Below are 15020 nucleotides of genomic sequence, written 5' to 3'. Positions count from 1 at the left end.
CTTACTTTTTTTACCAAGTTGTATTAATGAAACGGGGCCCCATCCAAAAGGCAAATATAGGAACAGGGATTAGCTCCATTACAATTAGAATAATTGTTTAAAACTAGATATGACTTGATTTTGTATGTTATAATAGGCTTTATAGTAGTATTTGGAGGATATTCAGATGTTATTTACCGTCAATACAGAAGTCTGTACACGATGCGGCCTTTGCGTTGCTGACTGTCCGACCGGATTGCTGGTGATGTCCGATGCTGGACCTGTAACTGGCAGGGGAGGTTGTATCTCCTGTGGGCATTGTATTTCCATATGCCCAACGCTTGCTCTTGATAGCGATATGACACCGCGTAAGGAGCAAATCGATATTACAAAGGAACCTAAGTTAACGCCTGAGCAAGCTGAGCTATTCATGCGTAGTCGTCGCTCTATTCGTAACTATCAAAATAGACCAGTCCCTGTAGAGCTCATTCGCAAAGTGCTAAACGTTGCAAGAATGGCGCCAACAGCGACTAACACACAAGGTATTTCGTATATAGTAATCCGAGATAAACAAACGTTGCGCCGTATTGCTGATCTTGTTCTAGAGTGGATGCATCTGGCTGCAAAAACAGTACCGATTATGCGTCTCTATGCTCGTGCTGCTCAAGCAGAGGTAGATAAAGGCAAGGAGTATATCTTGCGCGATGCGCCGGCTCTCGTAGTGGCAATTGGCTCTAAAAAAGATATTCATCGTACCCATGATAGTGGTCACTCTTGCTTGTCTTATGCTGAGCTATATGCGCCGACTTTAGGCCTTGGTACTTGTTGGGCTGGTTTCTTTGAACATGCTGGAGAAGCTGAATACCAACCATTATTAGATGAATTAGGTGTACCTGATGATAAAATTGTAGCTGGTGGCATTCTTATGGGATATCCTAAAGTACGATATCGCAATATTGTAGAGCGTCAACCATTAGATGTTACATTTGATACAGAAGAGTAAAAAAGAGATGCCCCAATGATTGTAATCATTGGGGCATCTCTTTTTAGTTATATAGTGACGATATAAACTTTATTAGTTGGCAGTTGTAATAGTGCCTTTGAATGTTTCGTCGATGTATTGTTTAATAGCATCAGATTTGTAAATATCTGCAATTTTTTTGTATGTTTCGTTGTCTTTGTCTTCACTACGAACTGCAAGTACGATAACTGTTAGTGGTTCATCTTTAGATTCGAAGAAGAAACCTTGTTTTTCTACACTAAGACCAGCACTTTGCACATAGTTCATTGGAATAACTGCAATTGTTACATCATCTAGACTACGAGGTAATTGAGCTGCTTCTAGTTCTTGAATCTTTATATTCTTCGGGTTAGATGTGATATCTGCAACTGTTGCTTTGAAGCCGACACCATCTTTTAACGTAATTAATCCAGCTTTAGCTAATAATGCTAATGCACGACCACCATTAGTAGGGTCATTTGGGATAGAAACAGTAGCGCCTTCAGGTACATCTTGTACGCTGTGTACGCTATTACTATATAAGCCCATACGCACCAAAATTGTTTTACCGATTGCTACTAAGTTGGAACCATTTTGTTTGTTAAAGTTTTCCATAAATGGTACATGTTGATAAGCATTCAGTTGAATATCGCCATCTGCAAGGGCTTTATCAGGTGTTACATAGTCTGAGAATTCAACTACTTTAAGATCGATTCCTTGTTTTTTAGCTTCTTTTGCTACAGCTTCAGCTACTTGTGCATGAGGACCAGATGTAGCACCTATTTTGATTTCTTTTTGTGTTTGTGTTGATTGATTTGATGTACTACCACAACCAGCGATAGCAAATGCAAGAGCACCGATAAGTAATGGTGCTAACAATGTTTTTAATTTCATATAATCATCCCTTTCAAGTCTTATAATGGTTATATCCTATCATGGATGAAGGGGATTTGTATATGATAAAAGCATATCAGTTAGCTATAGATTAAAACTATGGTGAAATTCTAGCTCATTTATAATACAATTCAATATAATATATTGATTAATGTGTTATATTGAATGTGTGATCGCTAGGTAGTAAATTTATATTTTAAATATTTTTGTATAATTCTAATATGGATTCATATATCTATATGTCGGATTAATGGAGGATGTATGTATAATTTTGATTTTTATAACCCTACACATATCGTATTTGGTAAAGACCGTTTAGATGAATTAGATACATTGGTACCAAAGGATGCAAAGGTGCTCATTACTTATGGTGGTGGCTCCGCTGTGCACAGTGGTCTTATTGATCGCATTGTGAAAGCTCTTGGTAACCGCAAGGTTGAGCAGTTTGGTGGTATTGAGCCAAACCCATCTCTTGAAACTTGTGAACGTGCGGTAGCTTTCATTAAAGAACATGGCGTAGATTTCGTTCTCGCTGTAGGCGGCGGTTCTGTAGTAGATGCTACAAAACTTATCGTTATGGGTGCTACCTATGATGGTCCCGTTATTGAGGTAATGAAAGTTGGTGTGCCAGAGGTTCCGGTAGACATGGTACCAAATCCATTACCATTTGGCACAGTTATGACACTACCTGCAACTGGTTCCGAAATGAACAATGGTGCAGTTATTACTTATGGTGACGGTAAATACCCTGTATTCAGTAGCTTAGTATTCCCTAAGTTCTCCATGCTTGATCCAACATTGACTTTCACCTTGCCTGAAAGACAAGTTAAGAATGGCGTTATCGATACCTTTGTGCATACCACAGAGCAGTATTTAACATACCCTGTAGAAGGTCGTATTCAAGATCGTTTCAGCGAAGGTATTTTAAAAACTATGATTGAAATCGGCAAAGAAACAGTAGAAAATCCAGAAAACTACGATATTCGTGCTAACCACGTGTGGGCCTCTACATTGGCATTAAATGGTTTAATTGGTGCCGGCGTGCCACAAGACTGGGCAACTCATCTGATTGGCCATGAGTTAACTGCGGCGTACCATCTTGACCATGGTATTACATTGGCTATCGTATTACCTGCATTGTTAGAAGTGAAAAAAGCAGACAAACTTGAAAAATTGGCACAATATGCTACACGGGTATGGCATATTACAGAAGGTACAAACGAAGAAAAAGCGGACAAGGCCATCGCTAAAACTCGTGAATTCTTCGAGTCCCTTGGCGTATCTACGCATTTGAAAGACTATGGTCTTGGTGAAGAAGCAGTTGATAAAATTGTGAAACAATTAGAGGACCATGGCATGACACAACTTGGTGAAAATGGTGATGTAACACCAGAAGTAGCTCGCGAGATTTTAATGCGTGCCTTATAATTAAGGGGATTAACAGTGTAAACTTGTATGATATGGAAAGGAGGCGCTCCCTATAAATAAAATAAAAAATAGAAGTGCATTTTCTTTTGCACTTCCTATTATGATTCCCATGGGGCTTAGTTTCCTCTTTCTTGGAGTAGGCTTTGGTTTGTATGCTACCAGTCAAGGGTTTCCTTGGTGGACCGCTCCTGTTTTAGCTAGTACCATATTTGCAGGCTCCATGGAGTTCGTAACTATTGGGCTGTTAATGGCAGGCTTTGATCCAGTGAATACTTTTATGTTGACCTTGTTTGTCAATGGGCGTCATTTCTTCTATGGTCTATCTGCACTACAGCGATATGTGCATATGGGATGGAAGTGGTTTCCTACAGTTGCGTGGATGTGTGATGAAAGTTTTGCAATTAATGTATCTACGAAGTTACCCGATGATGTAGATGAAAAATGGTTCTACTTCCATGTATCGTGGCTTAATTATATCTTCTGGGTTGTGAGTACTCTTGTAGGGGGATTGTTCGGCGATTTATTAGCATCTGTAGATTTGCGAGGTATTGGTTTTGTATTACCTGGCTTATTTATTGTTATATTCCTTGAAATGTTATTTAATGCTAAAAGTAATAATATTCGAGGCTTAGGTGCTGTTGGAGCCGTTGTAGCCCTAGCAATGCTTCTATTAACGGGAAAATCCTTATTTATGCTTGCTTCTATGGGGTGTATGCTCGTAGTATGTTATATAGCGTATAAGTGGGGAGGTGTACGCCTTGACTAGTTTAGAAATGGTCATTACTGTTGCTATTGTAGTAGCAGGTACATTGCTCACACGATTTGCGGCTTTTCTCATTTTCCCTCCCGGTAAAAAGGCGCCAGACTTTGTATTGTACTTAGGTAAGGCTCTACCTGCAGCGATTATGGGTCTGCTTGTTGTGTACACTTTTAAAGATATTGTAGTTCTAATATATCCTTACGGACTTCCTGAATTAATTGCATTCTTAGTTACAGTGGGGCTTCATATGTGGAAGCGAAATATGTTCATGTCTATTGGGGCAGGAACTGTAGCGTATATGATTCTTGTACAAGCCATATTTAATGTAACAAGATAAAATAAACCACGTATATCTATTCCTATGAAAGGTTAGATATACGTGGTTTTATGTTTTATTTTAGTTGTAAAAGTCTTTCAAGACCTGGCGCAGTATGATGGTCTTCCAAGAAGTCTTGTTGGTCTAATAATTCCATAACGTCCATGTCGATGTTAGTTAATTTGAAATCGAATACATCAAAGTTAGCTTCCATATGGCTCACGTTATTTGCCTTTGGCAATGGAATGATGCCCCGTTGGATGTGCCAACGCAAGATGATTTGATGTTTTGAAACACCGTATTTTTCCGACAAGCTTTTGATGATTGGATGGTCAAAAATTGGTTGGCGGTCACGGGTAAATGGAGACCATGCCATACCTACAACTTGATGCTTTCTCATCAATTGTAAGAGGGAGTGACGTTGGTTGAACGGGTGGCATTCGATTTGGTTGACCACCGGTTTTACATTGCAGTGGTACAACAAGTCAATGAGGCGATCCTCGTAGAAGTTAGATAGGCCTAACCCACGAAGTACATTTTGATCGTATAATTCTTCCATGGCGCGCCAAGAACCGTAGTAATCACCCAGTGGTTGATGCACCAGCATGATGTCAATATAGTTGGTATTTAATTTCTTTAAGGAACTTTCAATAGCACGCATCGTATTATCGTAGCCTGCATCAGTGTGCCAAATTTTAGTAGTGATGATTATATCTGTTCGTTTGATACCAGATGCTCTGATTCCTTTAGCCACGGCTTCTTCATTGCCATAATAGGCGGCCGTATCGAGTAAACGATAGCCTACGCCAAGTGCATTGGCAACAGCTTGTTCAGTCTCTCCTTCGGTACCTGTTTTATAGGTACCATAACCGATGGAGGGAATGAAGCTACCATTATTTAAAATCCTAAAGTCCATCCGTTCTTCCATGAGAACCTCCGTTATATCCATAAATTAAAGGAATTAGCTTTCATACAATTCTAACTGATTTTATGATATACTAAGGTATTGATAAAAATCAATATGATAGGAAGTGACAGAATGCAAATAAATCGTTTTTGCTCTGTAATTGCTATCCTTGGTGTTATGATTATGACACTCGCTATTGCGGGATGTGGTACGAAAACCGTATCCGTCGCAGAGGTAACGTACAAGGATATGCCGTTGCAGATTCATAATGATGCCAATGTAACGGCCCTTAATAAGGCGACGATAACGCCGACCTTGACGGGGCAGGTCGTGTATGCCGTGAAAGTAGGCGATCAAGTACAGCAAGGTCAAACTGTGGCAACTGTAGATACATCGGCTTTACAACAACAGCTAGCATCCTTGCAAGGACAATTAGCGCAAGCCCAATCACAATCATATGCCTCAGCTGTGACGACTACGACTGCAGCATCTATAGACAGTACTCAACTGGAACAGGCTCAACGCATGCGTGAAGCGGGCATAATCACACAAAAAGAATATGATCGTATTTTGGAACGATCTCAACCACAAACTACAACAGTTACAACCGGTGGTGGGGGAGGTGTCAATACGGCGGCCATTGAGGCACAAATCGCACAAGTATCGGCTCAGATGGCGGCATCTACAATCGTGGCTCCTATAGCAGGTACTGTAACATCTATCTATAACGAAGACCGTCAAATGGCGATTGCAGACCGTCCATTTATGATGATTCAGCAATCTACGCCGATGGTTGCATCCCTCAGCATTCCTCGTGATGCGGCTATGAAATTAGGTACACCTGAAGCGAAGAATGGCATGAAGGTACTTCTCAAGGTAGGTGACCAAGAATTACCAGGTGAATTGACTTACGTAGATATTACTCAACCTGAAAATGTGCCAAGTGTTCTTGTGAAAGCCACTTTCAATAATGAGAAAGGCCTAATCAAGGCTGGTGAATTCTATACACTCGTTATTGAATCTAATGTGAAAGCCAAGATGCTGACCGTTCCAACTAAGGCGGTTCGGGAAAATCAAGATGGGAAATATGTATATGTATTGACTGAGAATAATACAGTTGATGTACGTGTTGTTGAGGTAGGCATCACAGAGGGCGATGATGTAGCTATTATTTCTGGCTTAAACGAAGGTGATAAGGTTATTACGACGGATGGCACCTTTGTGTTAGGTGAATTTGTAAAATTGTAATTATGAGACCTAAGATTTTAGTACTAGATTGTTAGCATTATGTTTAAATGTGATGGAATCAAAACTTTTACAGATTGTGAAAGTAACCTCAAAAGAGGAATCTGATAGGAGGGATTATTATTTTAGAATTTAAACGTTTTGAATTGAGAGATAAACCATTAATCGACAAATATTTTGAACAACATCATTATGAAGCATCCGATAATTGCTTTACTACATTGTTTATGTGGCAAGACCCGTACGGTATTCGCTGGGCTGAAGAGAATGGCGTATTGTACATCCAAGGTGGTGGCAAGCGTGAGCCATTCCTATTGCCTCCATTTGCTGGTAAAGATGCAAAGTTCCTTGATGGTTTGTTGCGTGCTAAAGAATGGTTCGTAGAAAATAAATTGCCGTTCCGTTTTAAAGGCGTTAGCAAAGATGTAAAAGAACGCATGGAAGACCTATGTCCTGGTCGCTATGCATTTACACCTGACCGCGACAACTACGAATACATTTACAAGTCCGAAGATCTTATCAACTTGTCTGGTAAGAAATTCCGTCAAAAGAAAAACCATTTAAATCAATTCCGCATGCAATATTCTAACTATGAATATGTGCCAATTACAGATGATATCATCCCATTATGTCGTGAAACGGCAGCATCTTGGGTAGAAACGCATCATGAAGAAGGTATCGAAGATGAATTGGTAGCCATCAATTTGTTGTTTGATAACTGGGATGTGTTGGGACTTAAGGGCGGTGCTATTAAACTATTCGGCCGTGTCGAAGCCTTTAGTATCGGTGAGCTTCTCAATGACAGAATTGCTTTGATTCACATTGAAAAAGCAAATCCAGATATTCGTGGTTTGTATCAAGCTATCAATAATGAATTCATTCGTCATGAATTTAGCGAAGTAGAATTTATCAACCGCGAAGAAGATATGGGTTTGCCTGGCCTTCGTCAAGCAAAAGAATCTTATAACCCAGATCATTTTGCTGAAAAATATGACGCAGTATATGCTAACGAAGCTGATAATGCGACAGGCGGTAAATAAAAATTTGAGCTATGAAGCCGATGTGCTCCATAGCTCATTTTGTTATAATAGAATTGTTAGCCTATCTATTTGAATGTAACTATCGTATCATCATAGCGATATAGCGATATAGCGACAGGTTAGATATTATACGCTGTGACGCGATAGATAGTGGCTCTTATGATATAACGAGGACATAATTATGGAATTTAGAATTGCGACGGCTCAAGATACGCCTCATGTGGAAAATCTATGGGCGTACTGCTTTGAACCAAAGGAAGATCCATTCTTCCAATATTATTTTACAAATTGTTATGAACCAGAGAATACAATGGTCGGACTAGAACAGAATCAATTGTTGAGTACCGTTCATTTGCGTCAATACAATCTTAATGTACGTGGTGCCGTATTGCCTACGAGCTATATGGTAGGCGTTGCAACGCATCCAGCAGCCCGCCGTGGTGGTGTAGGCGGTGCACTGTTAACTGCTGCACTAGAGGAGCTTCGTAAACGCGGTCAAGCTATGACGATTTTGATGCCATCCAAGGCAGCGTTCTATCAACAATATGGTTGGGAGCTTTATGCTCATCAATGGGTGAATACCATATCGCTAGAAGACTTGCGCCCTATGACAGATAAAACGTTGAGCTTTGGCTTACTAAATAGCGTAGATCAATGGACTTTGTTAGATCCAGTATATAAAACATATACGGCTCGTCTTTCTGGCTACGCAGAACGTGGTGAAAAGGAATGGAAACGTTTGTTAGGCAGCTTTTTTGCAGAAGGCGTAAATGTTGCTGTAGTGCGCAACGATGACCATGTCATTGAAGGCTACGCAGTGTATCGTTTAGGTCAGCCTGAAATTCCTGTTACTGAGTTGGTTTACACGACACGCCGTGCACAACGTGCATTATTAAATTATTTCTATAATCACCGTTCTCAAGGTACGTCTATCCGTTGGAATGAAGGCCTTCACGATACATATTATCGCTTCTATCCTGATGGTAGAACTGGCCACGCTACCATGCCATATATGATGAGTCGTATTGTAGATGTAAAAGCTGCTTTTGAAGCAATTCCTGTCAATCAAGAGGCATTGATGATGCCTATAACAATGACCTTTGCTGTAAAAGATGGGCTTTGCAGTTGGAACAAAGGTCGCTATGAAGTACAATATGGCAGTGCATTAACTCCATCCGTTAAAAAGATTTCTGATACGATAGAGGGTGAAACAGATATTACCATTGAGGTCGGTGCGTTGAGCCAGTTATTAATGGGCACACTTACGGCTCGAGACCTTGCGTTTGAAGGGAAACTTTCAGTAAGCGAAGAATGGTTAGACTATTTCGATATTCTCTATCCTGAACAAAAAACGTATATTAACGAATGGTGGTAATATGAGCTGGAAAACATATACGGTGAAAGAACCAACTGAGTTGACGGTTTCTAAATATGTAAAGGAACGATTTTCCCTATCCTCTCGGGATATACAAATGATGTTTCGCAAGAAACGGGTGAAAGTTAATAGCCGTGTGGCTCATTCGCAGCGAGTACTTAAAAAGGGTGATGTATTAACTTTGGAGTTACCACAAGATAAGGATTATGGGGTAGACGTAGAACAGGGGCCGATTACCGTTCTCTACGAAGATGCTCATACTCTAGTTGTGAATAAAGCTCCTTTTATGCTCGTTCATCCTGCAGGGCAAACGAAGTCTTGTACATTGAGTAACTATGTGGCAGGGTATTATGCGAAGAAAAACGTAGTCCATAAGGTTCGACCTGTGCACCGCCTCGACCGAGATACATCGGGTTGTATTCTATTTGGTAAAACAAAGGAAGCACAACAATACTATACTGATGAGCTACAAGCAGGTCGTATCGACCGCATTTATACAGGTCTTGTAGAAGGTCGCATTGATGCGGATGGCATGGTAGATGCGCCTATCGGGGTAGATCCAGTATTCGATAATCGCCGTGTTATCGATGAGTTTGGTCAGCCTGCTCAAACGGAATATACCGTTCTCGGTTATGAAGGAGACAATACGCTGTTACGTTTTAAATTGTTGACTGGCAGAACTCATCAAATTCGGGTTCACATGGAACATATTGGTCATCCTATCGTAGGTGATGCTATGTATGGTACGCGCAAGAAGTCCTATACACGCCAATGTTTGCACGCATCAGAGCTAACTTTCGTGCCGTATGGTAAAGACGAAGCTATTACGATTACCTGTGAAGTAGGGTATAATTTTGGTCGAGAAAAATAACTGTTGATTTTTCCACTCTAAATAATAAGACTATCGTATTTATTGGATGAGAAGCTTATTATCCCTGTGTCCTTGTATACAAAAAACAATAGTGATAAAAACTCATAGTCTATGCATGAAAAGCATAGACTATGTTTTTTTTATATTTTCAATTCACAGTGGACAGGAGTATACTGTGTATAGACATAAAATTCTATAGAATGTTAAATTGATAATTTTATAGAGAAATAGTTTGTTAGTTATACTTTTACCAAGACCGAACGGAACGATGCCGCAGTGCTTGGAATGATCAAGTGATATGAAGGAGTGCACGTTATGGATATGAAGCAAAGCACAATAGAGCAACAACGTCTAGATCAAGCTAGACTTGAAGCCAATGGTATGTACAGCAGCCAATTTGAAAAGGATGCGTGTGGCATGGGCTTCGTTGTTAATATTAAGGGAAAAAAATCTCATGATATTATCGACGATGGTTTACGCATTTTGGAGCGCTTGGAACATCGTGGTGGTGCCGGTGCCGACAAGGATACTGGGGATGGTGCCGGTATTTTAGTACAAATCCCGCATGAATTCTTCAAGCGCGAGTGCGAAGTGCTTGGTATTAACCTACCTGCAGTTGGCGAATATGGCGTAGGTATGGTCTTTGCACATAAATATGAAAGTCTCCGTAACGAGCAGAAGCGAATTCTTGAAGAGGTCGTACGCGAAGAGGGTCAAGTTGTTCTCGGCTGGCGTGAAGTACCGGTTGATGGTACAAAGGTTGGTAAAGAGGCTGCGGCGATTCGTCCTTGGATGATTCAAATCCTCATCGGTAAAGGCCCCGATGTAACGAACAATAAGGAATTTGAACGCAAATTATATATCATTCGTAAATTGGCGGAAAAACGCATTATTCCATTAAGCAAGGAATTGTCTAGCGATTTTTATATTGCCTCCTTATCCTCTAAAACAATCGTATATAAAGGTATGTTAACACCTGGTCAATTGCGCGACTTTTACCTTGATTTGAGCGACCTTGACTTTACCTCTGCGTTGGCAATGGTTCACTCCCGCTTCAGTACGAATACATTCCCAAGTTGGGCTCGAGCACATCCTAACCGTTTCTTAGTTCATAATGGTGAAATCAACACCATCCGCGGCAATGTAAACTGGATCAACGCTCGTGAAGGTAAAGCGGAATCCCCATTGTTCCCAGATATCAAAAAGGTATTCCCTGTAGTAGATGATAGCGGATCTGACTCTGCTATGTTTGATAACACATTAGAATTCTTGCATATGACAGGCCGCTCCTTGCCTCATGCGATTATGATGATGATTCCTGAGCCTTGGGAACGCAATAATCTCATGAGCCAAGAAAAACATGATTTTTATGAGTTCAATAGCTTTATGATGGAACCTTGGGATGGTCCTGCGGCTATGGGCTTTACGGATGGTACAGTTATCGGCGGTGTCCTTGACCGCAACGGTTTGCGTCCTGCTCGTTACTATGTGACAACAGATGATCGCGTTATTATGGCTTCCGAAGTTGGCGTTGTAAACGAAAATGCTGAAAACATCCGTGCTAAAGGCCGTTTGGAACCAGGTAAAATGCTACTCATTGATACAGAGGAGCAACGTATCATCTCCGATGAAGAAATCAAACATCGCGTTGCTACTGAATTGCCATACAATGAATGGGTAAAGGAACACGTTATTCATTTGTCTGAAATCACGCAAGCCGATGAAAGTACAATTCCAACAGTAGATGATTTATTCAAAGAACAACAAGCTTTTGGTTATACCCAAGAAGACCTTGTTCGCATGATTGTGCCTATGGCAAAAGATGGTAAAGACCCTGTTGGTGCCATGGGGGCGGACGCGCCTTTGGCTATCTTGTCAGATAAACCACAATTGTTATACAGCTACTTTAAGCAAATGTTCGCACAAGTAACGAATCCTCCAATCGATTCTATTCGTGAGGAAATGGTTACATCTACACGTGTTATGCTTGGTAACTCTGGTAATTTAACAGAACCTAACAAAGCTGGTACCTATGCATTGTCCATGCGTACCCCAATTCTTACAAACCAAGAATTGGCGTCCATCAAAGCTCTTGATTGCCGTCGCATGAAATCTGTAACCTTGCCAATCTTATTTGATCCAACTAAGGGTGCCGAAGGCTTGCGTGATGCATTAGATGAATTGTGTGCTAAGGCAGAAGAAGCAGCTCGTACAGATCAAAATGTATTGATTTTATCCGACCGTGGTGTCGATGAACATCATGCGCCAATCCCAGCGTTGTTGGCTGTAGCTGCTGTTCACAATCACTTGATTAGCAAAGTGTTGCGTACAGAAATTGGTCTCATCCTTGAATCTGGTGAGCCTCGTGAAGTACATCACTTCTGTACATTAATTGGCTATGGTGTAACGGCTATCAACCCATATTTGGCGCTTGAAACAGTACGCGATTTACAAGCTCGTAAACGTCTTGGAGATATTACACCAGAACAAGCAGAAAAGAACTACATCAAGGCCGCTGTAGGTGGTATTATGAAGGTCATGTCCAAAATGGGTATTTCCACAGTTCGTTCCTACCACGGTGCACAAATCTTTGAAGCGTTGGGTTTGAATACTAACTTCATTAATAAGTTCTTCGTAAATACATCAACACGTATTGGTGGTATTGGTCTTGGTGGGGTAGCACATGAAGCATTAGCTCGTTTTGAACGTGCTTTCAAATCCGATGAAACAGTACTCGAACCAGGCGGTTGGTATGGTCCTGTAAAAGATGGGGAAGAGCATCTATTCAATCCTAAGACAATCGAGCTTTTACAAGAATCTCTTATCAACGGTGACTACGCAAAATATAAAGAATATTCCAAAGCGATTCGCAACGATTATCACGTAACATTGCGTTCCTTGATGGAATTGAACTACCCTGTAGGCGGCGGTATTCCTATCGAAGAGGTTGAACCTGAAGAATCTATTGTAAAACGCTTTAAAGCGGGAGCTATGAGTTACGGTGCCATCAGTAAAGAGGCGCATGAAGCTATCGCCATCGCAATGAACCGTTTAGGCTCCACATCTAACTCTGGTGAAGGCGGCGAAGATGTAGAGCGTTTTAAACCATTGCCAAACGGCGATAGTATGAATTCCGAAGTAAAACAAATTGCATCTGGGCGGTTTGGCGTAACTGCGAACTACCTCATTCATGCAAAAGAATTGCAAATTAAATGTGCTCAAGGTGCTAAGCCAGGTGAAGGTGGTCAATTACCAGGCAAAAAAGTATATCCTGAAATTGCCAAGGCTCGTCACTCCACTCCAGGTGTTGAGCTCGTATCTCCACCACCGCATCATGATATTTACTCCATCGAAGACTTGGCAGAGTTGATTTACGACTTGAAATGTGTTAACAAAGATGCGCGTATTTCCGTTAAATTGACTTCTGAAGCGGGTGTTGGCACAATCGCTGCTGGTGTTGCGAAAGCAAAAGCAGATAACATCTTGATTTCCGGATACGATGGTGGTACAGGTGCAGCAGGTCGCACGTCTGTAAAACATGCAGGTGTACCTTGGGAACTTGGTCTCTCTGAAACTCATCAAACCTTGATGCTCAACAGATTACGTGACCGTGTTCAATTAGAAGTAGACTCCAAGTTGATGACTGGTTTCGATGTGGCTGTAGCAGCTATGCTCGGTGCTGAGTTATTCGGCTTTGGCACATTGCCACTCGTTGCGGTGGGCTGTAAAATGGCTCGTGTATGTAATCTTAATACATGCCCTTATGGTGTAGCTACACAAGATGAAAAATTGCGTGCTCGTTTCACAGGTAAGCCTGAATATGTTGAAAATTTGATGATTTTCATTGCACGTGAATTGCGTGAAATCATGGCTCGTTTAGGTATTCGCTCCGTAGCTGAGCTCGTTGGTCGTATCGATCTTGTGCGTCAAAAATCTCAAGATGATAACTTCAAATTGTCTCGCGTTGACCTTAAACGTATATTGTTCCGTCCATACATCGATGCTTCTGTAGGCCATATGCACATGGTTGACCAAGATCACGAGTTGGAACGCACCTTGGATATGTCGAAACTTTTGCGTATGTGTCGTCCTGCTATTGAGGATCAAAAACCGATTCGCGCTAAATTGGCTATCACCAATATCAACCGCGTTGTAGGTACCTTGGTTGGTTCTGAGGTTACACGTCGTTATGGTGAAAGCGGCTTGCCAGACAATACAATCAAGTTGAATTTCGAAGGCTCTGCGGGTCAATCCTTCGGTGCTTTCATTCCTAAAGGCATGACACTAGAACTTGAAGGTGATGCAAACGATTACCTCGGTAAAGGCTTGTCCGGCGGTACCATTACTGTATATCCACCTAAGAAATCCATTTTTGAAGCTGATGAAAATATCCTTATCGGTAACGTTGCATTTTATGGTGCAACCTCTGGTACATCCTACATCAACGGTGTGGCCGGTGAACGTTTCGCCGTTCGTAATAGCGGTATCACTGCCGTTGTGGAAGGCGTCGGCGATCATGGCTGTGAATACATGACTGGTGGCGAAGTGCTCGTACTCGGTAAAATTGGCCGTAACTTTGGAGCAGGTATGTCCGGTGGCTATGCGTACATTCTCGATTGCGATGAACGCTATGTAAATACAGGTCTCGTAGAATTACGTACTGCGAATAATGATGACCTTAAACGCATTAAAGAACTAGTAGAACAACATGTGTTGCATACTAATTCTGCTAAAGGCCGTCACATCTTAGAAAACTGGAATAACTTTGTAAACAGATTTACAAAAGTTGTGCCCGTAGCCTATGAAGAGATGCAAGCTGCTATTGAACGCTTCAAAGAACAAGGCTTGTCCTTAGAAGAAGCACAACTGGCTGCATTTAAAGAAAAATATGCATAATATATTTCTCCTTAGTTAATTTTTGTTATATAAGAATACAGTGAAAAGCCTCTATAGCTTTGACTATAGAGGCTTTTTCATGTATAATATTTATATTGCAATATTGGATCATGGCAGTTCTCGGGCCTGTGCAATGGGGGCCTGTGAATCGTGTCAGGACTGAGAGGTAGCAGCACTAAGCGGTAACCTTCATGTGCCACGGGGACCCCGGGGGCTGTCGTGATCGAATATTGCAAGGCGGCCTGTGGGGCCGCTTTTTTTATGCCTAATTTTCTTGAATATGGTATAATAAAGTATTGTAAGTTTCGG

At 41.2% G+C, this 15020-nt stretch carries 11 protein-coding genes and 1 other RNA gene; 10 read left to right on the top strand and 2 right to left on the bottom strand.

Annotated elements, in window-relative coordinates; all coding sequences use genetic code 11:
• Positions 1-166 precede the first annotated feature (166 nt).
• Positions 167-982: a nitroreductase family protein gene (locus VPHSUH08_RS08145; protein WP_105087180.1), complete on the top strand. Its 816-nt coding sequence runs from the start codon at positions 167-169 to the stop codon at positions 980-982.
• Between the two features lie 72 nt (positions 983-1054).
• Here the strand turns inward: VPHSUH08_RS08145 and VPHSUH08_RS08140 are convergent, their stop codons facing one another.
• Positions 1055-1873 carry a MetQ/NlpA family ABC transporter substrate-binding protein gene (locus tag VPHSUH08_RS08140; protein ID WP_004694891.1) on the bottom strand — a complete coding sequence of 273 codons (819 nt, stop codon included), beginning with the start codon at positions 1871-1873 and terminating at the stop codon, positions 1055-1057.
• A gap of 261 nt (positions 1874-2134) precedes the next feature.
• On the opposite strand from VPHSUH08_RS08140, the gene VPHSUH08_RS08135 reads away from it, so the two are divergent.
• From VPHSUH08_RS08135 to VPHSUH08_RS08125, 3 genes are all read left to right on the top strand, one after another.
• Positions 2135-3301: an iron-containing alcohol dehydrogenase gene (locus VPHSUH08_RS08135; protein WP_004694893.1), complete on the top strand. Its 1167-nt coding sequence runs from the start codon at positions 2135-2137 to the stop codon at positions 3299-3301.
• Between the two features lie 100 nt (positions 3302-3401).
• On the top strand, positions 3402-4067 hold the full coding sequence (locus VPHSUH08_RS08130) for an AzlC family ABC transporter permease (protein WP_008714808.1): 666 nt from the start codon (positions 3402-3404) through the stop codon (positions 4065-4067).
• Positions 4060-4398, top strand: coding sequence for a branched-chain amino acid transporter permease (locus VPHSUH08_RS08125; protein ID WP_038125671.1), 339 nt, complete (start codon positions 4060-4062; stop codon positions 4396-4398). Before VPHSUH08_RS08130 ends, VPHSUH08_RS08125 begins: the two co-directional genes overlap by 8 nt.
• A 55-nt stretch (positions 4399-4453) precedes the next feature.
• On the opposite strand, the gene VPHSUH08_RS08120 is transcribed toward VPHSUH08_RS08125, so the two are convergent.
• The gene (locus VPHSUH08_RS08120) at positions 4454-5305 is read right to left on the bottom strand and encodes an aldo/keto reductase (protein ID WP_004694899.1); all 852 of its coding nucleotides are present in this window, start codon (positions 5303-5305) and stop codon (positions 4454-4456) included.
• Between the two features lie 111 nt (positions 5306-5416).
• Between VPHSUH08_RS08120 and VPHSUH08_RS08115 the strand changes: the two genes are divergently transcribed.
• The 6 genes from VPHSUH08_RS08115 to ffs all read left to right on the top strand — a co-directional run bounded on the left by VPHSUH08_RS08115 (position 5417) and on the right by ffs (position 14927).
• Positions 5417-6532, top strand: coding sequence for an efflux RND transporter periplasmic adaptor subunit (locus tag VPHSUH08_RS08115; RefSeq protein ID WP_105087179.1), 1116 nt, complete (start codon positions 5417-5419; stop codon positions 6530-6532).
• Positions 6533-6633: 101 nt separating this feature from the next.
• The gene (locus VPHSUH08_RS08110; RefSeq protein WP_316062400.1) at positions 6634-7569 is read left to right on the top strand and encodes a phosphatidylglycerol lysyltransferase domain-containing protein; all 936 of its coding nucleotides are present in this window, start codon (positions 6634-6636) and stop codon (positions 7567-7569) included.
• Positions 7570-7750: 181 nt separating this feature from the next.
• The gene (gene eis / locus VPHSUH08_RS08105; RefSeq protein WP_105087178.1) at positions 7751-8944 is read left to right on the top strand and encodes an enhanced intracellular survival protein Eis; all 1194 of its coding nucleotides are present in this window, start codon (positions 7751-7753) and stop codon (positions 8942-8944) included.
• A gap of 1 nt (position 8945) precedes the next feature.
• Positions 8946-9815 carry an RluA family pseudouridine synthase gene (locus VPHSUH08_RS08100; protein WP_004694906.1) on the top strand — a complete coding sequence of 290 codons (870 nt, stop codon included), beginning with the start codon at positions 8946-8948 and terminating at the stop codon, positions 9813-9815.
• Positions 9816-10130: 315 nt separating this feature from the next.
• Entirely contained in the window at positions 10131-14711 is a 4581-nt protein-coding gene (gene gltB, locus VPHSUH08_RS08095) for a glutamate synthase large subunit (protein WP_105087177.1), read from the top strand.
• 117 nt (positions 14712-14828) lie between these two features.
• Positions 14829-14927: signal recognition particle sRNA small type (gene ffs, locus VPHSUH08_RS08090), an RNA gene on the top strand.
• The last annotated feature ends 93 nt before the right edge of the window (positions 14928-15020 follow it).

Source organism: Veillonella sp. S13054-11 (assembly GCF_002959795.1).
GTDB lineage: Bacteria > Bacillota > Negativicutes > Veillonellales > Veillonellaceae > Veillonella > Veillonella parvula_E.
This window is presented reverse-complemented; position numbering and strand designations above follow the sequence as displayed.